The sequence below is a fragment of the Paenibacillus sp. FSL H8-0260 genome (genome assembly GCF_045040625.1).
GTDB classification, from domain to species: Bacteria; Bacillota; Bacilli; order Paenibacillales; family Paenibacillaceae; genus Paenibacillus_AQ; species Paenibacillus_AQ odorifer.
In genome coordinates this window covers 2,609,601-2,632,106 of sequence record NZ_CP150298.1, presented here as the reverse complement: position 1 = coordinate 2,632,106, position 22,506 = coordinate 2,609,601, and the positions used below count along the sequence as shown (strand labels likewise).

Below are 22,506 nucleotides of genomic sequence, written 5' to 3'. Positions count from 1 at the left end.
GAATCCTAAATTAATTCATTGCTTATTATAAGCTAAAATCAGTATCATGTAATCATAAAACAATTACTTAATTAGTGAAAACATTAATTCAACTAGAGGGAGCTGTACACTCATGCCGATTAAATCGACAATGATTATTGACAAAGATTTCAGACTAGCTGAAGTAGACCCGCGGATCTACGGCTCATTTATCGAACATTTAGGAAGAGCAGTTTACGGTGGCATTTATGACCCGGGTCACCCTACTGCGGATCAGAATGGTTTTCGGAACGATGCCATCGAAGCTATTCGTGCCCTAAACGTTCCTATCATCCGTTATCCTGGAGGAAACTTTGTATCCGGTTACAATTGGGAAGATGGGGTTGGACCCAAGCATGAACGCAAGCAATCTCTTGAACTAGCTTGGTGGACCACAGAAACCAATCAAGTGGGTACCAACGAATTTGCAGATTGGGCTAAGCTCGTAGGCAGCGAAGTTATGATGGCAGTTAACCTTGGAACACGCGGTATCGATGCAGCTAGAAATCTAGTAGAGTACTGCAATCATCCTTCCGGCTCCTACTACAGTGACCTGCGGATCTCTCATGGGTATAAAGAGCCTCACGCTTTTAAGACCTGGTGCCTCGGAAATGAAATGGATGGTCCGTGGCAGATTGGAGCTAAAACCGCGGTCGAATATGGCCGGTTAGCGAACGAAACTGCAAAAGCTATGCGCTGGGTCGATCCAACGCTTGAGCTTGTGGCTTGTGGCAGCTCCGGCAGCGGCATGGACACTTTTGCCGAGTGGGAAGCTACCGTGCTTGATCTTTCTTATGATAATGTAGATTATTTATCACTGCATACGTACTACAATAACAACAATGACGATACGCCTAATTTCCTAGCCCGCTCCATGGATTTGGATCATTTCATCAGCAGTGTGGCTGCCACCTGTGATTATGTTCAAGCGAAGAAAAAGAGCAAAAAGAAAATTAATCTGTCGCTCGATGAATGGAATGTATGGAAATCACAAGGCAGCAGCCGTGCCGAACAACATTGGCAGATCGCACCGCCAGAATTCGAAGATGTGTACACACTTGAAGATGCACTTGTTGTGGGCTGCTGTCTTATTTCATTATTGAAGCATGCTGATCGTGTGAAAATGGCCTGCTTAGCGCAGCTGATCAATGTAATCGCCCCAATTATGACTGAAAATGGCGGACCGCTTTGGCTGCAGACTACTTATTATCCGTACCTGCATGCTTCCCTTTATGGTCGTGGAACCGTACTTCACCCGCTGATTTCCAGCCCTAAATACGATTCCAAAGATTTCACTGATGTGCCTTACTTGGAAGCCATTAGTGTATACAACGAGGAGCTGAATGAAGTAACCGTCTTCGCTGTAAACCGCCATTTATCCGAAGGACTAGAGCTCGACGTGGATCTGCGTAGCTTCAGTTCCGTAAACATCATTGAGCATATTGTACTGGAACATGAAGATATTAAAGCTGTAAACACCAAATCCAATCCACATAACGTGATGCCTAGCCAAGGCAAAGCCGTTGTTGAGAGTGGACATGTAAAGGCCCTTCTCGCAAAAGCTTCCTGGAATGTGATTCGTCTGCGGGTGAACGGCTAAGTTAACTTGTAATAGTCATAGAAATGCCCCCATGAATCTTTAATAAGCCATAGATTCATGGGGGCTTCTTCGTTATTTTATTCTGAAAATTGTCACGGATTGCTTCGGAAACTCATAACTAAAGCTGCTTCCTTCTGTCTTAAAGCTGGTTTGTTTCGGAGAGACCTGCTGCTTATTCTCGAAGTTATTTTCGTCCTCAAGCGGGTGTCCCGACATTTCATAGACTTCGATGGTCAGTGCTTCTTTTGCCAAAGATTCCAGTAGAACCTCAGCAGAAACACTGTTCTCTTGTACGTTTACTGTCTTGAGGATAATATCCCCCGTTAAATCTTCCACACTTGCCGTGTAATACAGCGGTTCGATGACCGGAAGTTTATCTTCTGTCTCATTCACCAGTTCTCCGTTAATAAAGGTACGGATCTGTCTGCCCACTACTTCTAGCTTAAGATCGTATTCTACATCTGTTTCAACCGTAAACATAGCATGCGTCAGAACAGAATTTCTTCCGTTGATAATTGAGGCCACAATCGAATCCTGATTCTGCCAGCCACCTAGCTCCCAGTACAAATGATTCTGATCATCCGCTTTACCAAAATAAAAGATAAACCCTTTATTTCCTGCAGTTCGTGTAGCCTTAAAATGCAAAGTATAGTTTTCCCACTCTGTCTCACCAAGCTCTAGTGTCCGATTAGCCGTTTTGTTCTGAGCAGGGTCAGGCAGATTTGAAACTTCCTCTGATAAGTCAGAATACGTCTTCACTTCTCCCGTAAGATTGTTGACTAAGGTGATCTCGGAGAAACGAGCAGCAGAGGCATCCACACCGAAACTGACGGCTCCAGTGATCGCTTCCTTTCTGCTTTCCTTCGGTGCCGTGAAGCCATCTGCTTCCATCTTCAGCAAATGATCTCCCTGATGGTTCATAAATAGCTTTTGCACATAATAGTTTGCCGTTCCGTACACTTCATGATTATTGAACCAGATCATATCCGGCTTCCAGTTAATATAATCCACATTGCAGAGCATTGGAGCATAACAAGCTAAGCCAACGGCATGCGCATTATTTTGCAGACCTGTCATAAATGCTGCTTCCACCAATGCATTGTAATAGGTATTGCCCCATGAAGCATATTCACCGAGGAATACCTTTGGCTCATCGGCTTTGAAGTCATCATAACGATGATGATTAGCCAGGAACCATTCAGGTGTACAGTAATAATGCTCGTCTACGAGGTCAGACTTATTCTCTTTTGCCGACGTCCAGCCCCGTTCATATTCCTGGCCGGCAGAGAACGGACCGCTAGAATTAATGACCTTGATTTCCGGATATTTTGCTTTGATAGCTTGATGAAAGTAAGGATATCTCTCGAAAAAGGGTGCACCTACCTCTTCATTCCCAATGCCGACATACTCCAGCCCAAAAGGCTCAGGGTGACCCAGTTCTGCACGAATGCCTCCCCACTTCGTGGAAGAATCCCCCTTGGCGAATTCAATTAAATCCAAAGCATCCTCAATCCAAGGCGTTAATTCATCCAGCGGTACCATCCGTTTATGATGCGGGTCGTAGCCGCCCGGAAGAACGGGGATCGGCTTAGCTCCAATATCCTCACAGAACTGAAAATATTCATAATAACCTAACCCAAGCGTCTGATTATATGACCAGTTATTGCGTCTTGCCGGTCTTTGTGCAACATTCCCAATCGTATTCTTCCATCTGTACATGGAGTCTCTGTCATCTGGATCCAAGGAACCGTCATGCACCAGACATCCTCCTGGGAACCGCATAAATTTAGGTTTTAAATCAGCGAGCAGCAGCGAAATATCTTCACGCATGCCTCCGGGTCTATTCTTAAAGGTCTTCTCAGGAAACAGGGAAACCATATCCAGATATACCTTCCCGTTACCTTTGGTAACGATTACAAGACGACTGCTTGTGTCCGTGCTATTAGCTGTAATAACGGCTTCATATCGGGTCCATTCGGAGCTGCTTACGGGTATTTCCACTTCACCAAGAATGATGCCATCTGTGCTTTCGATGTTTACGGTAAGCGGCACATCAAAGCTTGTCTCCCGGCGGGCATACACCGAGAAGTTATAATTCTCGCCTTCTTTTACCGGAATACCACTGTTAAAGCCTAGATTCATCAGGCCAACGCCGTCACCTTCAGCCACAATATCGATGGCAACATAATGTTGGTTACGATCATTTAAGGGCTTGCTGTCTTCTACAGAGATATTTACCTTTCCATCTCCACGTTCTACAGGCTCCCAAGCCATCAGCGCATGATAATCTGCCCGGTCAATCGGGTCGAATTCAAAAGATCGGTTCTGAACTAGCTCAGCGTAAAGCCCACCATCGGCCGCATGATTCAAATCCTCGAAGAAAATACCGAATAGATCGCCTAACTCCGCCCCCCGCTTCTGCGTATGTATCTTCAATTTTCCTTCTGTCTTCATTCTTTTGTCTTCCTCCTTGTGAATTCCAATTTGATTTATATTTATGTTACTTAGTTCATATCAATATAAATCATTATAATAACTCCTCTCTATATTCGTCAATTCAAAAACGAAAAACTGACACCGAATATCCCTCGATGTCAGTTCACACTAGGAAGCCCTAGTAAAGGTTATAAAGAATACGTAAATTGATAGCTGCCCGAACCTAATTGAAGTCTCACTCCGTTATCGACCAAGCTGATGCTGTGCACGCCTCTGGACTGCTCCACAGGAACTTCATTTTCTAATAACCCTAGTTGATTGGCTCCAGGCAGAACGACAATACCGTTGGTATTGGCAGGAATCGTAACGTGAATCATCATTCCATTATCCTCTGATCGCCGCCACGCTGACTCCACTTTTCCGTACATGGTTTCAAGACTAGCTTCTGCGTAATCCAGACCGGGGCCTGGCTGTGGCTTGATATGAACGATTTTGAAACCAGGCTCCAACTCATCTGTTCCGATTCCTGCAACGTAACGATACAACCATTCACCTATTGCGCCATAGGCATAATGATTGAAGGAATTCATATCTGCACTCCAGAAGCTGCCGTCATCCTTAATCCCATCCCAATGTTCCCAAATCGTAGTCGCACCTTTCGTCACCTGATACAGCCAGGATGGATAATCCTTTTGAAAAAGAAGCTTATACGCGAGTTCATTATTTCCAATCTCGCTGAGCACAGGATTCAGATATGGTGTGCCCACGAATCCAGTAGTCAGATGATCCTTAGCTTCAGCAATCAGCTCAGTGAGCTTCTGAATTGCACGTTCTTTGGCGCCCCCTTCTATAAGATCGAAACGTAGGGCTAATATCTGTGCAGTCTGGGTAGAGACGGACAACCTTCCCGCAGGTGTTATGAACTCATCACTGAATGCTTTTATAATATTGGCGTGCAACTCACTATAATAGTCCACGTCCTCCGATTTTTCTAAGGCTATTGCCGCTTTTAAAGTAAGAGAAACGGAATAGGCATAAAAAGCGGTGGCGACATAATCCCGATCTGTAGCTCCCACATAGCTGTCTGGCTTGGAATCAAGCGCTAGCCAATCGCCGAAATGAAAGCCAGTATTCCACAGATAAGGGTTACTTCCCTGTGCATAGATATATGAAATCCATTGCTTCATGCTCTCGTATTGCTCTGCAAGCAGCCTTTTGTCGCCGTACATTTCATAGATTGTCCATGGACAGATCGTAGCTGCATCCCCCCAGGCTGCAGAAGAATGGTTAGTATCTCCGTCGCCAGGAGGCGCTGCTCTCAGCTCTGGAATAAAAAACGGAATGCCGCCCTCAGGGGTTTGGTCTGCCTTCAAATCCCGTAACCATTTCGTAAAGAAAGGTGCCGTATTCATCAAATAGGAGGCTGTTCGGACAAACATCTGAGCATCCCCCGTCCAGCCGAGCCGCTCATCACGCTGTGGACAATCAGTGGGCACATCGAGGAAATTCCCTTTTTGCCCCCACAGGATATTGTGATGCAGTTGATTCACAAGTGGATCTGAGCACTGAAAATCACCCGTACGTTCCATATTGGAGTGCACCACAATTCCTGTGAAATCCTCTAGTTGAAGATCTGCTGAGAACCCACTAAGCTTCACATACCGAAAACCTTGGAAAGTGAAGTGTGGTTCATACGTCTCTTGCTCCCCGCCTTTCAGAGTATAGCGGATGCACTGTTTCGCTTTACGCATATTCTCCGTGTAGAAATTTCCGTCCCGGTCTAATATTTCAGCATGCTGAAGTTCTACCATCTGACCAGATTGACCTTTTACATTAAATTTTAACCACCCTACCATGTTCTGGCCCATGTCCAGCACTCTATCTCCCTGCGGGGTAGTCAGCAGTGCAATCGGCTTCAAGGTTTCAACTTGTGTCACTGGCACATTTTCCTGGGCAACGATGATCGCTTTGGAATAATTAATAATGTCCACTGGATGCCAACCTTCTGATGAAGGATCAGTGATATCCAACTCCAGCCGAGCATCATAGGTTTCACCCTTATAAATTTCAGACATCATAATTGCGCTTTTTGCAGCCTGCCAATTCTGATCTGAGCTAATAAGCTCATTTGAACCGTCTGCGTACCGGATATGAAGCTCCAGCAGAAGTGAAGTCTTTGATCCATAAATCTCCTTTCGATTATCCCAGCCCAAATACCCTCTGTACCAGCCATTGCCCAACAGTGCGCCTAACGCATTCGCACCTTCATGCAGAAGCTTTGTGACATCATAAGTTTGATATTGCAGCCGCTTACTGTAACTGGTCCAGCCTGGAGTAAAATAATGATCTCCCACCCGACTTCCGTTCAGCTGCAGTTCATACAAGCCCAAAGCAGTAGCATAAATCCTTGCACTTTCCACTGGACCTTTTACATCCACGAATGTACGAAGCTGTGGGCAAATCTCAGAATCTTGTGAAAAAGAGGCTGTAGGAGCGCTGATCCACTCCGCCTGCCAATTCCCTGCATCTAATAGTCCGGTTTCAAAAAAAGCAACCTCAGACCAACCCGAGTCTATTGCATTCTGATTCCATGCCCGAACCCGATAATAATAACGCGTGCGAGCTTCCAGCAGCAGACCTTCAAGCTCAACATGGATCGATTGAGAAGACTTTACTGCCTCTGTATCCCATAGCTTGCCTTGAAAAAGCATATTCTCCGCCACTTGAATTTGATAAGCAGACTGCATGCAGTCCCTGTCATCTGAAACTAACTGCCAACTGATTCTGGGTCTGATCACATCAATTCCCAGCGGATTTTCTTTGTACTCACAACGAAGCTTAGTGATTGCGAACATATAGATAAAACCTCCTTCTATAGCGACAAATTAGTCTTTGCCCTATAATTATAGCTGGGTTACCACTTTCATCACCCGGTAAAAAGGACATCATATCCCTGCAATCATGCCATGAATCTGGAAGGGGCAATTCAATATGCAACGAACCACCGAGTTGTTCAAAAATGAAATCTTTTTTCAAAACGATCTGCATCTGCTCGTTAACCGCTATTCAGAGAACTTCCATGCCCCTTTTCATGCTCATGAATTTATTGAGTATTGCTATGTAGCTGAAGGAAGAGGTTTTCATCACCTTGAAAATGAGATCTTTCCCGTTAGAAAAGGAATGCTGTTCGTGATTCCTGTAGGTGCCCCCCATGTGTTCCGTCCAGCATCTTCTGATACTTTAGGGAATCGCCTGATCGTCTATAACTGCCTTTTTGATATGCAAATGGTGGAGCAATTAAATATCGTCCTTCAAGAGCCATCTATCCGGGAGCACCTAGCCACTCTTGGGAGTAGCAGCTCATCTTACTTTTCCGTCTCAGATCGAGATGGCTCTATTGAGCGCTTAATGCTGAATTTATATCATGAAATGTCGGTATCCGGTATGGGCTCCAAAACAATGCTTTACACCCTCTTAAGTCAATTAATCATAGCAGTGTACAGGCAAAAATACGGAGAAGATGACAAATCTACGATGGATATGGCAGACTTCACGCAAGTCATTCAATACCTAGAGCATAATCTGTCGGAAAAGATTACACTTGCCGAATTAGCCCGTATTTCACAGTGGAGCAGCAGGCATCTTCAGCGCATGTTCCACAAGCATACTGGCCAGTCCTTTGGGACCTACTTGAAGAATCTGCGAATGCATAAAAGCTGTGAATTGCTGCGTACTTCTGGACATAAAATTAATATGATTGCCGAGCTAGTTGGTTACCGTGACATCGACTCCTTTAACGCTATATTCAAAAAAATAGTCGGCCAGACACCCATCGCGTACCGTAAGCTCTACAGATCATAAAAAAGCCGATGTCGTATGAACATCCATACAACATCGGCCCTATTAATTTATTGATTAGTGATCTGTTTAAGTAAAAACTCAACAAAATCAGTTGATTTAGTCTTACTGTCATCTTGTCCTAACGTTCCGACGATCATCTGGTTTGAATGGATAGGGAGTTCTGTAGCAAAATCCGTATCTGTGATATCTATGCCAGTAATCAGCTCTTGACCACTCTCCGGGTTAGTCATACGTTTCAGACGGTTATCATCAAGAGGAAGTCCTGCGGATTTAATAAACGACTCCAGATTTTGCAGTCCCGACTGCTGGCCAATCCATTCAAAAGTAGCATCATCCATAATCAGGATATCCGGATGATCGGCTGCCAGCATCGCCATAGCCCGCTGCATATAGCTCATATCCAAGGCTCCACCGTCCGTCCCACCTGTTGAGGGTAGATAAACGATTTCTGCCTCCACTCTCTTCCAAGCCGGGTAACGTTTGATAATTTCTTGTTTTAGCTCTTCATTCTTACCTGACGAGTCCTGAGATTCATAGTTGCCTAGGAACATGATTCGAACATCTACCGGTGGGAGCGTAGCTTCATATTTTCTTTCCTGCCATTGATCATAGAGCGCTTTCCCCCCAAAGATAACTACCAGCAGCACGATAATAGAAATAATAGTGTGCGTTTTGTAGAGTCGAAAGAAATTCTCCGATTTACGTGCTACGCCGGACATGGCTCCCCACTTCTCCAGCCGCTTGTCCTCTGCTTCCTGAATCTCCTTCTGATCCAAGCCATCTAGGATGGTTTTGTAAGCGCGGAATTCCTCTTCATAAGCTGCAACCTCATCTTCAGTCGAATTCGATCGACGGCGTTTCAAATGCATATCTAACCTTTTGTTCAATTCCTCCCGGGTAACGTCTTCAGGCAAGTTCAAACGCTCATAGGCTTGCTTTAGCTTCTCATTCAAAATGATGTCTCCTTCCTGATGCTTTTCGTCATTTCAGATCGTTAATTTGGTTCTATGTATTGAATTCTTGTGGCAGTAAAAGTATGGGCTAAGCCGCAAAAAAAACATCGCAGGAACTCAAGTAAACTATATCATGTTGTGCTAGACGGTAACAAGTAAGCGTTTATCTAATCCAAACCATGCAGCTGCTTAAATTGCTCAGGACTCATCCCTGTCAATCTTTTAAACACCAAACAAAAGTAACTAGCATTATCAAAACCCACTAGCTGGGCAATTTCATACATTTTTTTATCGCGTCCATTAAACATAAGCTGTTTACTCAAATTGATACGTTGCTTATTGATATAGGTTACAGGTCGATCATGAATTGTTTTTTGAAAAAGTCTGCATAAATACTGTGGCGATACAGAAATAATCTCCGCCAGCTCCTTTAAAGGAAGCGTCCTATGCAGATTGCTCTCAATATAACGCAGCACCGGCTTAATTCGCTCCAATTCATGTGCCTCATTCAGAGGCGATACTAGCTTTCTTTTTAAATCCAGAAGCAATGCATAAAGATGTTTAGATCGTGCCAAATTAGTCTCCAGCTCATTGCTATCTGGCAGCATAAGGATTTGCTTTAGAGGATTGAGCCATTGATCTTCTTTTAATCTAGCAGGACCAGACTCGCGGATGCCCGCATAGAGCAGCATTTGACCAACCTCTCTGCCATTGAACGAGACCCATGATACCTTCCATTCCTTCCCACTGATAGGGGCATACGAATGAGGAATGTCCGGGAACAAAAAGAACACATCTCCTGGACCCACGAGATATCGGTTCTCATGAATGATAAGCTCTCCCCTACCTTCGTGAATCTGATGTATTTGATAGTCTGGAAAACCTGCAGGACGTATAGTTTCTGGCTGATGCTCCCAAAATCCAAGGGTTGTAGCATAAAGCGGCAGCATGATTACATCTTCTGTTTGGCAAAAAATAATTTTGCTCTCCATAAAAAGTCCTCGTTTCATATTTTGTTATCTGGGACTAAAATTCTTTTATTTATCCTAACATTACTTCAACTTATAATATGAATATAATAACATTACAATGATTATAAAGGAGATCAACTCATGCGAGCAAAGTTTGTCTACCAGCCACCTGCTAACGGTTATCCGGAATGGAATAACAACCCAGAGACTTTTGAATTGAATCGATTGGATGCACATGCCTCCATGATCCCTTACCGTAGCTTATCCCAAGCGCTAACTAACGATAAAGAAACCTCACCTTTCTACCAAACCCTCAATGGGCTTTGGAAATTCGCTTTTTCCGAAACACCGGATCAACGAATTGTGGATTTCTATAAAACCGATTTTGATTGCAGTACTTGGGATACAATTCCTGTACCGTCCCACTGGCAGTTCCAAGGTTACGACTACCCACAATATACAAATCTCCGGTATCCTTGGGCGGAATCCGAGCCAGAGCTTAAAGCCCCCTTTGCCCCAACAAAATATAATCCAGTAGGCTCTTATCTACGAACCTTTACTGTACCTGAGTCTTGGAACGGTCAACCGGTGTACCTAAGCTTTCAGGGTGTTGAATCCGCTTTCTACGTCTGGGTAAACGGTGAACTTGTCGGGTACTGTGAAGATACATTTACTCCATCAGAATTCGATATCACCCCATATTTAGTGGCAGGGGACAACAAACTAGCTGTCGAGGTTTATCGTTGGTGTGATGCCAGCTGGCTAGAGGATCAGGATTTCTGGCGCCTGAGCGGTATTTTTCGGGAAGTCTATCTTTATTCGGCTCCTTCCGTTCATATTGCTGATTATTTCGTCCACACAGATCTGGATGAAAACTTCGTACATGCGGATTTAAATGTAGATATCAAGGTGGAAAATTACTTTAACGAGCAAAGCCCATATACACTGCAAATGCAGCTTTACAATAAAGAGGGCCAGCCTGTTTGGGAGACTCCTATCTCCGCTACGGGTTCCTTTGAGCAAGAAGGCGTTCAACAACTCAAGCTTTCTGCCCCGGTTGAGCAGCCTTTTAAATGGAGTGCTGAAACCCCTTATCTTTATACCTTAGTTCTGTCTATAAATGACGGCAACGGGCATACACAAGAAACGGTCAGCTGTAAGGTTGGATTCCGCAAGTTCGAGATTAATGACGGACTTATGAAGATCAATGGCAAAAGAATCGTACTCAAAGGTGTCAATCGCCACGAATTCTCTTGCGACACAGGTCGTGCTTTAGCCAAAGAAGATATGCTGCGCGACATCCAATTAATGAAAACACATAATATTAATGCTGTTCGAACCTCCCATTACCCGAATCAGTCTGTCTGGTACGAGTTATGTGATGAATACGGATTATATGTGATTGACGAAACTAATCTGGAAACTCACGGCACCTGGGCATACAGCCAAGAAGGGTTGAATGACGGGAATGTCCCTGGAAGCAAACCGGAATGGCGGGCCAATGTCATTGACCGCTGTAACTCCATGATGCAAAGGGATAAAAACCACCCTTCAGTCATCATTTGGTCTCTCGGCAATGAATCTTTCGGAGGCGACAATTTTATCGCTATGCACGACTACCTGAGAGAAATCGATCCTTCGCGGCCGGTTCATTATGAGGGAATCTTTCACTGTAGAGAATCGGAAGCAGCAAGTGACATAGAATCTACTATGTACATTAAACCGCAGGATGTTGAAAAATATGCGCTTAATAATCCGAAGAAACCTTATATCCTCTGCGAATACAGTCATGCCATGGGCAATTCATGCGGTGGGCTGCACTTATACTGTGACTTGTTCGACAAATATGATATTGTTCAAGGTGCATTCATTTGGGATTGGGTAGATCAAGCCATTCGGACCCACACCTCCGAAGGAATTGAATATCTCGCTTATGGCGGGGACTTTGGTGAATCGCCTCATGACGGCAACTTTAGTGGCAACGGATTGCTTTTTGCTGATCGTACGGTTACTCCTAAGCTCTTTGAGGTCAAAAAATGTTATCAGAATATTAAAGTAACGGCTGAAAATATCCTAGAAGGACTCTTCCAGATTCGCAATTCCTTCTTATTTACCAACTTAAAGGAATATGATCTCAAATGGGAGGTTCGTTTAGACGGAGTAACTGCGCAAGAAGGCTTGCTGAAGATCTCATGTGCACCAGGTGAGAACATTTCATGCAAAGTTCCTTACGAGCTGGATTCACTGCGTGGCAATCATGAAGCAGTTCTGAATCTTTCCTTTATTCAGCCTTCAGCAACTATATGGGCAGAAGCCAATCACGAAATCGCTTGGGAACAGTTCATTCTGTCACCCCGTTTTGTAACCAATACCTCAAAGACAATCGCAGAACCACTGCGTGTCAGCGAGCTTGAGAATGTTTTGAATGTACAAGGTGATAATTTCGAACTGAGCTTTAGTACCACTACGGGTGCTCTGAACTCTTATCGTTCCTCAGGCAAAGAACGTCTGCTTGAACCTGTAAGAGCTAACTTCTGGAGAGCAGTCACTGATAATGATTGTGGTAATAAATTGCCACAGCGGTGTGCAGTATGGAAGCAGGCATCGCATAAACAACACTTAATCAGCTTTACATTTAGAACCGAAGGCTCTCTCTGTTTCGTCTCTGCCAGCTACCTTCTGGCTACAAGTCCGGATTCCACGCTTCGGGTCCAGTATGTGATTCGTGCTGACGGGACTTTAGAGATCACGCAAGAATTGAGTCCGGGCAGCAGCGTTCTGCCAGAAATCCCTGAGTTCGGAATGATGTTCGTTCTAGATGGAAGTCTTGATACCCTGTCATGGTACGGCCGCGGACCTCATGAGAACTATTGGGATAGACAAAGCGGTGCCCCACTTGGACGTTACACTGGTAAGGTCAGTGATCAATTCACACCTTATCTCAAACCTCAAGAGTGCGGCAACAAGACAGATGTCAGATTCGCTTCAATTACAGAGGGCAACGATGGATCAGGGTTCTATTTTGAAAGTGCAACGCCTATCGAAGTTAATGCCCTGCCTTGGAAGCCTGAAGAACTGGAAGCCCATGACCACGTCTATAAATTGCCAGTTTCGAACAAAAGCGTACTAAGAGTTAACTACAAGCAAATGGGTGTTGGCGGGGACGACAGCTGGGGCGCACCAACTCACGAAGAGTTCACTCTGCCGGCTAATCGCCCGTACATCTTCCGTTTCACTGTCTCACTGCTCTAATCTCTTCCACTTATAAAAAAGGCCGTCTCTGGTTGGTTTCTACCACACAGGACGGCCTTCTTCTATTTATTTCACAGCTACTGTTCCTTGTCTGAATTCCGAAGGGCTTAAACCTACATTTTTTTTGAACTGTTTGGAGAAATAATAGAGATCGCTAAAACCAAGATCATGGGCAATCTCACCGACAGAACTTTGCGTCCCCCTCAATAGCTCCTTGGCCTTAGTTATCTTTTTTCGGGTGATATACTGTATGGGTGGAACTCCGATTTGCTGTTTAAATAGCCGGATAAAATAGTTGGGATGCATGTACGCAATCTCGGCAAGCTCGTGTATGGTGATATTACGCTCGATATGGGCGTCTATGTACGTTAATATTTTCGTTAATTTTTCGATCGAGCTTAGATTCTTAAAAGTGATTTCGTCTACATCTATGTTCATAATAAAATAAGAAAATAACTCCATTAACTTACTTTTGGCTAATAAATGAGCATACACCGCATCAGATTTCATATGACTCGTTAGGCTGCTGAAAATCTTTTGGATTACATGAGGATCTACTTCTCTGCATACATGACTTAGCTCTAACATTTTGAATAGATTAATGTCTCCGACTTTTGCGCTGAAATGGCACCAATACTTCTCAAAGGGTTGATCACTTATGCAAGAATAAGATTGCTTAACTCCCTCAGGCATCAAAAAAAGCTGACCAGGCTTCGGATAATATTCTCGATCGCCAATCTTTAACCAACCCTCCCCATCGCAAATAAAATAAAATTTACTATAGTCAGGTGTGTAGTCAAGATCTCTCCAGTCACGGCCACAAAGATTGTAATCAGCCATAAATAAATCAACCTTTAAATTGGATAAATAATTTGTAAGCAAAACATGGTTATCCATCCCTTACTCCGCCTTATCAGGTTAGTTTTGTACATCTAAAAGTTAATGTCCTACATTTTGATTTCCACCTCCAATCACTACAATGAAGTAGAAATAAACGTTTGAAAGGATGATTGCAAAATGGTGGATAAAAAAAAATATTTAAAAGTAATCGAAGATACGATCGCAACTGGAAGATTCAAAGCCGATTGGGATTCACTAAGTCAATTTCAAGTGCCTACGTGGTATGAGAACGCTAAGTTTGGTATTTTCATTCATTGGGGCCTTTATTCTATTCCGGCTTTCGCCAATGAGTGGTATCCCCGAAATATGTATATCCAGGGTTCGCGGGAATATGAACATCATCTTGCTACTTATGGTGAGCATAAAACCTTTGGTTATAAAGACTTCATCCCCTTGTTCAAGGCTGAGCATTTCAATGCTGAGGAATGGGCCAGTCTCTTCAAATTATCTGGTGCCAAATACGTGATGCCTGTTGCAGAGCACCATGACGGCTTTCAAATGTATAAGAGCGCTTACTCTCACTATAACACATATGAGATGGGTCCTAAGCGGGATTTAGTCGGGGAAATGAAAGACGCTTTTGAGCAGCAGGGATTAGAGTTTTGTGTATCTTCCCATAGAGCTGAGCACTGGTTCTTCCTGTCTCATGGCAAGGAATTTGATTCCGATATCCATGAACCGCTTGTATGTGGGGATTTCTATTGGCCATCTATGCCCGAACCCGATCATCACGATTTATTCGGCTCCCCACCTAATCAAGAATTTCTGGAGGATTGGTTGATTCGCTGCTGCGAGCTGGTAGACAATTATCAGCCGAAAATCTTTTACTTTGACTGGTGGATTCATACAGCTGCCTTCAAACCCTATCTCAAAAAGTTTGCCGCTTACTATTACAATAAGGGAGAGGAATGGGGAACTCCGGTTGCAATCAATTATAAGCATGATGCCTTCATGTTTGGCTCAGCAATCCCAGATATTGAGAGAGGTCATTTCTCCGGGCTTAAACCTTATTTCTGGCAAACGGATACAGCAGTTGCTAAAAATTCATGGTGTTATACACCGGAAAATGATTATAAATCTGCCGTAGAAATTATCAGAGATCTAATAGATATCGTAAGCAAAAACGGCAACTTGCTGCTGAATATAGGTCCTAAAGCGGACGGCAGCATTCCAGCTCAGGATCAGGAGATTCTGCTTGGCATCGGAGAATGGCTAAAGGTGAATGGTGAAGCAATCTATGATACGACCTACTGGCGCACCTTCGGGGAAGGCCCTACGGAGATTGTTGAAGGTCAGTTTACAGATGGGATCACAAAAATTTTCACCAATGAAGATATCCGCTTTACGGTAAAAGGCAGTTATCTTTACGCTACTGTTCTTGTCTATCCAAACAACGGTATAGTGCAAATCAAATCCCTTAAAGAAAACTCTGCTCACTTCCATGGGATGATTAAACAGATCAAAATCTTAGGTTTTGAGGAACAACCTGCATGGGAAAGAACCGATGAAGCCTTGGTTATAAAAACGACCTCGGTTCGCAGTGAGACTCCGGTTGTTCTGCGGATTGAATTGGATTAGAGACTTACAGACCTTCGTAACCTATAAAAAGAGTGTTCTTGCCCATCCAGCAGAGAACACTCTTTTATAGGTTTATAACCATCGTTTTATATTAAAAGTAGGGTACCTTGACGCTTATTGTCTTCATTCTAGTCCTATGAGGATATCTCGCGCGTAATTTGTTGGACTCCAAAATAATGCGACCATGAAGCGGATGCTCCGTGGGGATTTTTAGTTGTGCAGCAATGACTTCACTTAGCCCGTGGTTTCGGATGTCCGCTTGAAGCTGTAAGGCTTCTGGATCTTTTTCATGATCAAAATAAAGTGCAGAAGCAATAGCTGAGACTAAATGTGAAGTCTCAAAACCAAGTTCATGAGCAAGCATTGCCGGTTTTACGAGTCGATCATTAGGTGAAAGCTTGCGAAGCGGAGAGCGGGCGACACGTGTAATTTTATCGTTAAAGTTGGGGTTAGTGAATCGTTCCATCATCTTTTCTATATACCGGTCATGTTCTATGGGCTTGAAGCCATATAAATGCACCAATAAGGCCCCTGTTTCCTTAAGCACCCCGTGAACACGAGCTCTGATTTCGGGATCAGACATCGCTTCTTGAATGCTAGTATAACCTTCCAGGTATCCAAAATAGGCTGCACTGCAATGACCTGTATTCACAGTATATAGCTTCCGTTCGAGGTATGGCGCCAGCGAATCCACATAATGGACGCCTTTAATTTCATTGTAATTACCAATCATTCCACTGCGGGGAATAACCCACTCACTGAAGGGTTCAACGAGGATTTCAAGTGAATCTGTATTTTTCTGCATAGGTACAATCCGGTCCACCATCGCATTGGGAAAAGCGACATTGCGGTCAGCAAGTTCCTTGAAGGATTGCTTCATATGCCGATAAACTGATTTTTTCAACTTCTGACTGCTTCCAATCCCATTCTCACAGGCAATGATATGAAGAGGGTTGAGATTTCTGCTATTTTCAAGCCTTCGTTCGATGCCCTGCGCAATGGTCTCAGCAATATCTTTTAAAGCGGATATTCCGACGGCAGTTGTCACAATTTCAGCTTCTGCTATAGCTCTAGTAACGTCCTCAGTATCATTCAGATTGATTGCAGTAACATTATCAACGATAAAGCTGTCCCTGTTCTTGTTAGCTAGGGTGACAGGATATTGCCCACGTTTTTGCAATTGGGCAATTTTACTCTTATTTCTTCCGACGAAACAAACATTGTAACCGGAGTCCGACAACATAGGCCCAATAAAACCTCTGCCAATATTGCCTGCTCCAAAATGTACGGCTCTCAATTTGGTATCCCCCTTTAATTTGAACTTAGTTTCTCGGTTTCTCTATACGAAGCAACGTTGAGTAACTACATGATCAAATTCAAGAAGACTTAGATTATCAATTTTATGGTGCTGCTTATCGAATTCAAGAAAATTAGTAATTTCGTTAGGCGTCACAATGCAACGGATGTCAGCTGCTGCCGCTGCCTTAGATCCATTCGGTGAATCCTCGATAGCAACCGCCTCATCAGCTGTGATTCCAAGACAAGCTAACGTTTGGTTATATAGCTCCGGATCTGGTTTCACTTTTGCCACATGGTCGGCAGTCCGAACACATTCGAAATACTCGCGAATACCCAATTGATTCAGATATTTTTCCACCCATTCCAGTGAAGAACTTGAGGCCAGCCCTATGCGCAGTCCAGCTGCTTTGGCGGAATCAAGATAATGCTGAATGCCTGGTCGTATTGTTTCAAGCTCCATAAGTTTGCTGTGTCTCTGTTTAACAGCCTTACTGAACTCTTCTTTGTCAATCGCTAGCTTAAGATCAGTCATTAAATATTCATAAGGATTAAAACTGTTCAAGCTCGTGCCGATGCAGGTGGAATATTGTTCAAGCGTCAGATCCACTCCATATTCTGCATAAGCCTCGTTAAATGCGGTGTACCAAGCAGTCTCCGTGTCGATAATCGTTCCGTCAAAATCAAAAATAATTCCTTTGATCACAATCAACCATCTCCCTCGTATTATGTTTGGTTAGAATATCTTACGCAAAACCTTCTGCATATTCTACAAAAAGCTATTTCGGCTTGCGTTTGACTATAAAAACCATAACAAAGCCCTTCTACTGACGTCAAGCACGGTAGATAACATGCCACGTAATGATAACGATTACAATCAATGTGGACAAACCTGGATTTTTGCATCACCTGAACATCTTAATACATAACAGTAATCAGATTCAAAAAAACACCACAATCCTATGTGCTTCAAGGGATTCCTTCTGCCAAGTTTGTTATCAAGACAAGCTCCCTCTCTTTCTCTCGATTGCTGTTATTTAGAGTATTTTTCCAAGCAGCTAAAAATAATTCAAAATAATTTTAAACACATCCTTTTTACTTGATTGTACAAATCAAATTACGGGGTTATTTTTTGTCCATTGAGTAAAAAGAGGCTTTAATTTATGATATATTTTAATCGAGAATGATTATCATTATTGGTGGTCGTTACATATAATAGGGAGGCAATAAGATATGAACAAGGTACGACAGTCCTTCGCTGTAGTATGTGTACTATTTTTGCTGAGTACATTGCTACTGGCGTGCGGAAACTCAAAGGAACAATCCTCTGCCAATAGTAAGGTGAACGCAACCGGGAACTCTTCCGCTGCAACCGCGGTACCTTCAGCAGAACCCTCAGATAGCAGTACAGATGAAGCAGCAGCGACTACCCGCTCCTATACAGATTACATAGGGCATACTGTAGAGATTCCGGTGAATCCGCAGCGAATTATCTATTCTGGAGAAACTTATGGCGATTTGCTCGCACTTGGTGTGCAGGCGGTAGGTTATCCTCTTTCTATGGGTGAAGGCCAGGTTTTTGAAGATCAATTACAAGGTGTGGAGGATGTAGGCTTCCCTATCAATCTGGAAAAAACATTGGAGCTTCAGCCTGACCTGATCATCTATGCGGGCACAGATGAAGCTGATTTTGAACAGCTCTCCAAAATTGCACCCACTATAATATTTGATACCTTTGCCCCACTCCAGGAACGTATGCTGGACATTGGTGGAATTGTTGGTAAAACGGCTGAAGCAGAAGCATGGCTTGCGCAGTATAAAACCGCTGAAGAGAACATGTGGAAGCAATTGAAATCCGCAGGCATGAAAGAGGGCGAAACGGCTGCGGTCTTCACTTATTATCCAGGAGACAGACTGTTTATAATGGCAGCAACCGGACTTTCCCAGGTACTCTATGGGGAGAATGGCTTCAAGGCAACTCCAGCTATTCAGACGATCCTTGATGAAGGTAAAGGGTTCCAGGAAGTATCCATGGAAGTCCTGAAAGAATATGCCGGAGACCGGATATTCCTCTTGACTCCAGTGGCAGAAGAAGCAAAACAATCCACAGAGAATCTATTAAAGAGCCCTATCTGGAAGAGCCTTCCTGCTGTCAAGAACGGATATGTCTATACACAAGACATCATGAAGACTTCAAGTGATGCGACAACAAGAGAATGGCTGCTTGGCGAAATTCCACAGCTATTGAATATGAAATAACCTTCTGTGATGAAGAGTTTAACACAAGGCTGATAAAAAACTGCAAGAAGCATGTCAACAGCTGTTGATATGCTTCTTTTTTTTATATACAATGAATTCATTGATAATCATTCTCACCAAATGAACGGAGGCTGAACCCATGCTGCATACATCATCGTCCTGCCCCCCACTCCACTCTCTGCTATTTCAGCTAAACGAGGCCGAACTGATGATTCAAGCTGCCGATTCAAGCTCTATAACGCGTACAACCCAGGACTATACCCTTCTCATATTTACTGGAGGGAACGGACAATTGAACCTCGATGATCAAAGCGTGATACTAAGTACGGATAAATGTTATCTACTATCTCCTGGAATCTCCTATAGTACGGACAACCAGGAGCTGACGTTGTATTATTACCTCATCACCTTTACAGCAATTTATACAACCAAGCTTCCTAAACGATATTCTGGAGAGCTGCTTTCCGGCAGACGGGAGTTAATTGTGCACCCGTTCACCAAGGTAATCCGACTAGTCGAAGACCTGCTCATGAACAGGAATAACACCGATGATGTACAACAATTCAAGCGACAATTAAAATTCCAAGAATTGCTGCTGCTACTTTTTGAGCATAATTACCCTTCCAAACACCTGCCAAGTCCTACGGAATCCGTAGAAAAGACCATAACATTCATTCAGGAGCATTATACAGAGAGTATCACCGTGAAGCAGTTAGCTGAACTGGCGGGAATATCAATCTGGCAATATACACCGATCTTTCAGCAGCTTACGGGTAAAAAGCCGCTTGAATACCTGACGGATCTGCGCATTAATCATTCCAAACGATTCCTGCAGGAATCGACTGAACCACTGCGGGAAATCGCCAGACTGGTCGGCTTCTCGGACGAATACTATTTCAGCCGCCGCTTTCGGCAAAAAACCGGAGTTACACCCGGACAATATGCACATCAGAAAGGTCGTAAGCTTACCGTCAAGGATTGGACGGGTCATGAGGTGGAGATTCCAGAGCGAGCGAAACGTATTGTCTATCATGGCGAAACACTTGGCGACCTTCTCGCGTTAGGCGTAAAGCCTATCGGTGGAGATGAAGCATTCGCCCGGAACAGCGTCTATAAACATCGGCTTAAGAAGCTCGCCAACGTCGGGTTTCCACTGGACCCGCAGTTGACCGCTTCCCTAAACCCAGATTTGATCATTTTGGCAAATAGTGATGAAAGAGCCTACAGAGCAGTTTCTGGTATCGCTCCGACACTCACCTTTGATTCATTTGCGCCTCTCGACAACCGAATGCGGACATTAGGCAGTTGGCTAGGTAAACAGCGCGAAGCCGAAGCATGGCTGGAGTCATTCACAATCAAAAACGCTGCCATTTGGCAGCAGCTTTACACGACAACCCTCCAAGTTGGAGAAACCGCCTCTGCTTTGGTCTATGATCATGGAGATCATCTGTATGCTATGGGAATGTCCGGATTCTCCACTGCGCTTTATGCCCCATGTGGTTTACAACCGACCGAAGAGATCCAGGCCATATTGGACGAAGAGTTAGGGTTCGCCGAAGTTGATCCAACGCGACTGCCTGCCTACGCCGGAGATCATATCTTCATGTTCATTCCGGAACGCAAAGACTCGCGAGCTGCGATGGAACGGCTACTAGACAGTTCACTTTGGAACAATCTCCCGGCAGTACGTCAGGGACATGTTTATCTGCTCGACGGAAGCAAATGGAACTCTAGTGATGCGTTAACCCGGGAGAAGCTGCTAACGCTGTTGCCTAAACTACTCGGCGGAAGTAGCGCTAGCAATTGAAAGTGAATCCAGGATTCTCTTTTGACTTTTCAAAACTTGATAGGGTATACTTTATCTACGCTTAATTTCCAACTTTTACAGTTGAAAAGCGGGGGAACCAGTTAATTGGGGCGAATCATTGAGCATTAGAATGTAGGGTACCATCTTACCCGAGTCCGTCAGCTAACCTCGTCAGCAGTGGATGGGTCTGCTTTTCATGTTATTTACATAACCAGAGACCCTTGCTAAGGGTCTCTTTTTGTGCTTTTTTGGACCCTGCTGGCAGTAGATTGGCCTTTGACACTAAGGCTCCCTCATTTCTCACACTACGAGACAAAGGAGAGATGTACGTGCAAAAGGTAAAGTACTTCACGGATATTAACAAAATAGCTATGTTGTCTGAGCTGGAAAAAGAGAATCTGAAAGAAATTACGGACAAATTTGTTTTTCGTGTAAATGACTACTATCTGTCTTTGATTAACTGGGATGATCCAAATGATCCCATCCGTAAGCTGGTTATTCCTAACGAAGGTGAACTGCTGGAGTATGGGCGCTGGGACGCCTCCGATGAGGACACGAATTATGTGGTACCTGGTTGTCAGCACAAGTATAGAACCACTGCACTACTGATTGTATCCGAGGTCTGCGGGGCTTATTGCCGCTACTGTTTCCGTAAGCGTCTGTTCCGAAATGACGTGAAAGAGGCGATGGCTGATGTCTCTCCGGGCTTGGAGTATATCGCAAATAATCCGGAGATTAACAACGTACTTCTTACGGGCGGGGACAGTTTAATTCTCTCCACACCGAAGCTAAGATCCATTATTGAAAATCTAAGAAGCATTGAGCATGTTAAGATCATTAGACTGGGTTCCAAAATTCCCGTATTTAATCCGATGCGGATCTCTGAAGACGAAGAGCTGCTGGAGCTGATTCGTACTTACTCTACCGAAGACAAACGAATCTATGTTATGGCGCACATCAATCATCCTCGTGAAATTACACCTGAAGCCAAAAAAGCATTTAAAGCTCTCCACAACGCAGGGGCAATTGTCGTAAATCAGACCCCCATCCTCAAAGGCATCAACGATGATCCCGTTATTTTAGGGGAACTACTGGACCGGCTTTCATGGGCTGGCGTTACACCCTACTACTTCTTTGTGAACCGGCCCGTAGCCGGAAACCGGGATTTCGTATTACCGCTCGAGCAAGTCTATCAAATTGTAGAAGAAGCCAAAGCCAGAACCTCAGGACTTGGCAAAAGAGTACGCTTATCCATGAGCCACACCTCAGGAAAAATAGAAATTCTCGCCATTGATAACGGAAAAGCCTATCTCAAATACCATCAATCCAGAGATCAGGAATACGGAAAATTTATGATTCTAGATTGTCCAAAGGACGCCGAATGGTTCGATGACCTGCCTGGGAATGAGCAATATTGGACACCACCTGTGAAAAAAAACGATGCTATTATTTCTGTTAATGATTTATCAGGCGAGCCTGCGGATTTAATCTGTAAATAGATTTAATCGACTCTGTCATAGGATATTTCTTCATCGCCAACAACAAAGCTCCTCCCGCCCAAAATTTGCCCGAAAA

At 44.0% G+C, this 22,506-nt stretch carries 14 protein-coding genes and 1 riboswitch; of the genes, 7 read left to right on the top strand and 7 right to left on the bottom strand.

What is annotated here, in order from left to right; genetic code table 11:
- The first annotated feature begins 112 nt into the window (after positions 1–112).
- Positions 113–1,618 (top strand): alpha-N-arabinofuranosidase, encoded by a 1,506-nt coding sequence (locus MHI51_RS11480; protein WP_076187265.1) that lies wholly within the window; start codon positions 113–115, stop codon positions 1,616–1,618.
- 72 nt (positions 1,619–1,690) lie between these two features.
- Here MHI51_RS11480 and MHI51_RS11475 read toward each other — a convergent pair whose 3' ends face one another.
- Both MHI51_RS11475 and MHI51_RS11470 read right to left on the bottom strand, forming a co-directional pair.
- The gene (locus tag MHI51_RS11475; RefSeq protein ID WP_076277435.1) at positions 1,691–4,072 is read right to left on the bottom strand and encodes an alpha-L-arabinofuranosidase C-terminal domain-containing protein; all 2,382 of its coding nucleotides are present in this window, start codon (positions 4,070–4,072) and stop codon (positions 1,691–1,693) included.
- A 170-nt stretch (positions 4,073–4,242) separates the two neighbouring features.
- Positions 4,243–6,909, bottom strand: a complete 2,667-nt coding sequence (locus tag MHI51_RS11470; RefSeq protein ID WP_076277436.1) for a family 78 glycoside hydrolase catalytic domain — start codon at positions 6,907–6,909, stop codon at positions 4,243–4,245.
- A 136-nt stretch (positions 6,910–7,045) separates the two neighbouring features.
- Between MHI51_RS11470 and MHI51_RS11465 the strand changes: the two genes are divergently transcribed.
- Positions 7,046–7,915 (top strand): AraC family transcriptional regulator, encoded by an 870-nt coding sequence (locus MHI51_RS11465; RefSeq protein ID WP_076220183.1) that lies wholly within the window; start codon positions 7,046–7,048, stop codon positions 7,913–7,915.
- A 47-nt stretch (positions 7,916–7,962) separates the two neighbouring features.
- Here MHI51_RS11465 and MHI51_RS11460 read toward each other — a convergent pair whose 3' ends face one another.
- Positions 7,963–8,868, bottom strand: coding sequence for a hypothetical protein (locus MHI51_RS11460; RefSeq protein WP_076130585.1), 906 nt, complete (start codon positions 8,866–8,868; stop codon positions 7,963–7,965).
- A 167-nt stretch (positions 8,869–9,035) separates the two neighbouring features.
- A complete protein-coding gene (locus MHI51_RS11455; protein WP_076277437.1) occupies positions 9,036–9,860 on the bottom strand; it encodes an AraC family transcriptional regulator in 825 nt (274 codons plus the stop codon).
- Positions 9,861–9,980: 120 nt separating this feature from the next.
- On the opposite strand from MHI51_RS11455, the gene MHI51_RS11450 reads away from it, so the two are divergent.
- Complete coding sequence (locus MHI51_RS11450; RefSeq protein WP_076277438.1) at positions 9,981–13,091, top strand: glycoside hydrolase family 2 TIM barrel-domain containing protein; 3,111 nt, start codon at positions 9,981–9,983, stop codon at positions 13,089–13,091.
- A gap of 66 nt (positions 13,092–13,157) precedes the next feature.
- Here the strand turns inward: MHI51_RS11450 and MHI51_RS11445 are convergent, their stop codons facing one another.
- Positions 13,158–13,988: an AraC family transcriptional regulator gene (locus tag MHI51_RS11445; RefSeq protein WP_076187275.1), complete on the bottom strand. Its 831-nt coding sequence runs from the start codon at positions 13,986–13,988 to the stop codon at positions 13,158–13,160.
- A gap of 120 nt (positions 13,989–14,108) precedes the next feature.
- Between MHI51_RS11445 and MHI51_RS11440 the strand changes: the two genes are divergently transcribed.
- Positions 14,109–15,569 carry an alpha-L-fucosidase gene (locus MHI51_RS11440; protein ID WP_076219796.1) on the top strand — a complete coding sequence of 487 codons (1,461 nt, stop codon included), beginning with the start codon at positions 14,109–14,111 and terminating at the stop codon, positions 15,567–15,569.
- A gap of 91 nt (positions 15,570–15,660) precedes the next feature.
- Here MHI51_RS11440 and MHI51_RS11435 read toward each other — a convergent pair whose 3' ends face one another.
- Positions 15,661–16,866: a mannitol-1-phosphate 5-dehydrogenase gene (locus MHI51_RS11435; protein WP_076219797.1), complete on the bottom strand. Its 1,206-nt coding sequence runs from the start codon at positions 16,864–16,866 to the stop codon at positions 15,661–15,663.
- 42 nt (positions 16,867–16,908) lie between these two features.
- The gene (locus tag MHI51_RS11430; protein WP_076219798.1) at positions 16,909–17,571 is read right to left on the bottom strand and encodes an HAD family phosphatase; all 663 of its coding nucleotides are present in this window, start codon (positions 17,569–17,571) and stop codon (positions 16,909–16,911) included.
- Positions 17,572–18,098: 527 nt separating this feature from the next.
- Here MHI51_RS11430 and MHI51_RS11425 point away from each other — a divergent pair.
- From MHI51_RS11425 to MHI51_RS11415, 3 genes are all read left to right on the top strand, one after another.
- Positions 18,099–19,124 carry an ABC transporter substrate-binding protein gene (locus tag MHI51_RS11425; RefSeq protein ID WP_405173886.1) on the top strand — a complete coding sequence of 342 codons (1,026 nt, stop codon included), beginning with the start codon at positions 18,099–18,101 and terminating at the stop codon, positions 19,122–19,124.
- A 139-nt stretch (positions 19,125–19,263) separates the two neighbouring features.
- Positions 19,264–20,931, top strand: coding sequence for a helix-turn-helix domain-containing protein (locus MHI51_RS11420; RefSeq protein ID WP_405173885.1), 1,668 nt, complete (start codon positions 19,264–19,266; stop codon positions 20,929–20,931).
- Positions 20,932–20,979: 48 nt separating this feature from the next.
- A riboswitch (cyclic di-AMP (ydaO/yuaA leader) is annotated at positions 20,980–21,121 on the top strand.
- A 133-nt stretch (positions 21,122–21,254) separates the two neighbouring features.
- Positions 21,255–22,430 carry a KamA family radical SAM protein gene (locus MHI51_RS11415; protein ID WP_370510815.1) on the top strand — a complete coding sequence of 392 codons (1,176 nt, stop codon included), beginning with the start codon at positions 21,255–21,257 and terminating at the stop codon, positions 22,428–22,430.
- Positions 22,431–22,506 lie beyond the last annotated feature (76 nt).

What these genes read in the sequence shown, in the direction of transcription:
- MHI51_RS11480 (WP_076187265.1), top strand. Translation starts at nt 113, where the DNA reads ATGCCGATTAAATCGACAATGATTATTGACAAAGATTTCAGACTAGCT.
- MHI51_RS11475 (WP_076277435.1), bottom strand. Translation starts at nt 4,072, where the DNA reads ATGAAGACAGAAGGAAAATTGAAGATACATACGCAGAAGCGGGGGGCG.
- MHI51_RS11470 (WP_076277436.1), bottom strand. Translation starts at nt 6,909, where the DNA reads ATGTTCGCAATCACTAAGCTTCGTTGTGAGTACAAAGAAAATCCGCTG.
- MHI51_RS11465 (WP_076220183.1), top strand. Translation starts at nt 7,046, where the DNA reads ATGCAACGAACCACCGAGTTGTTCAAAAATGAAATCTTTTTTCAAAAC.
- MHI51_RS11455 (WP_076277437.1), bottom strand. Translation starts at nt 9,860, where the DNA reads ATGGAGAGCAAAATTATTTTTTGCCAAACAGAAGATGTAATCATGCTG.
- MHI51_RS11450 (WP_076277438.1), top strand. Translation starts at nt 9,981, where the DNA reads ATGCGAGCAAAGTTTGTCTACCAGCCACCTGCTAACGGTTATCCGGAA.
- MHI51_RS11445 (WP_076187275.1), bottom strand. Translation starts at nt 13,988, where the DNA reads ATGGATAACCATGTTTTGCTTACAAATTATTTATCCAATTTAAAGGTT.
- MHI51_RS11440 (WP_076219796.1), top strand. Translation starts at nt 14,109, where the DNA reads ATGGTGGATAAAAAAAAATATTTAAAAGTAATCGAAGATACGATCGCA.
- MHI51_RS11425 (WP_405173886.1), top strand. Translation starts at nt 18,099, where the DNA reads ATGAACAAGGTACGACAGTCCTTCGCTGTAGTATGTGTACTATTTTTG.
- MHI51_RS11420 (WP_405173885.1), top strand. Translation starts at nt 19,264, where the DNA reads ATGCTGCATACATCATCGTCCTGCCCCCCACTCCACTCTCTGCTATTT.
- MHI51_RS11415 (WP_370510815.1), top strand. Translation starts at nt 21,255, where the DNA reads ATGTACGTGCAAAAGGTAAAGTACTTCACGGATATTAACAAAATAGCT.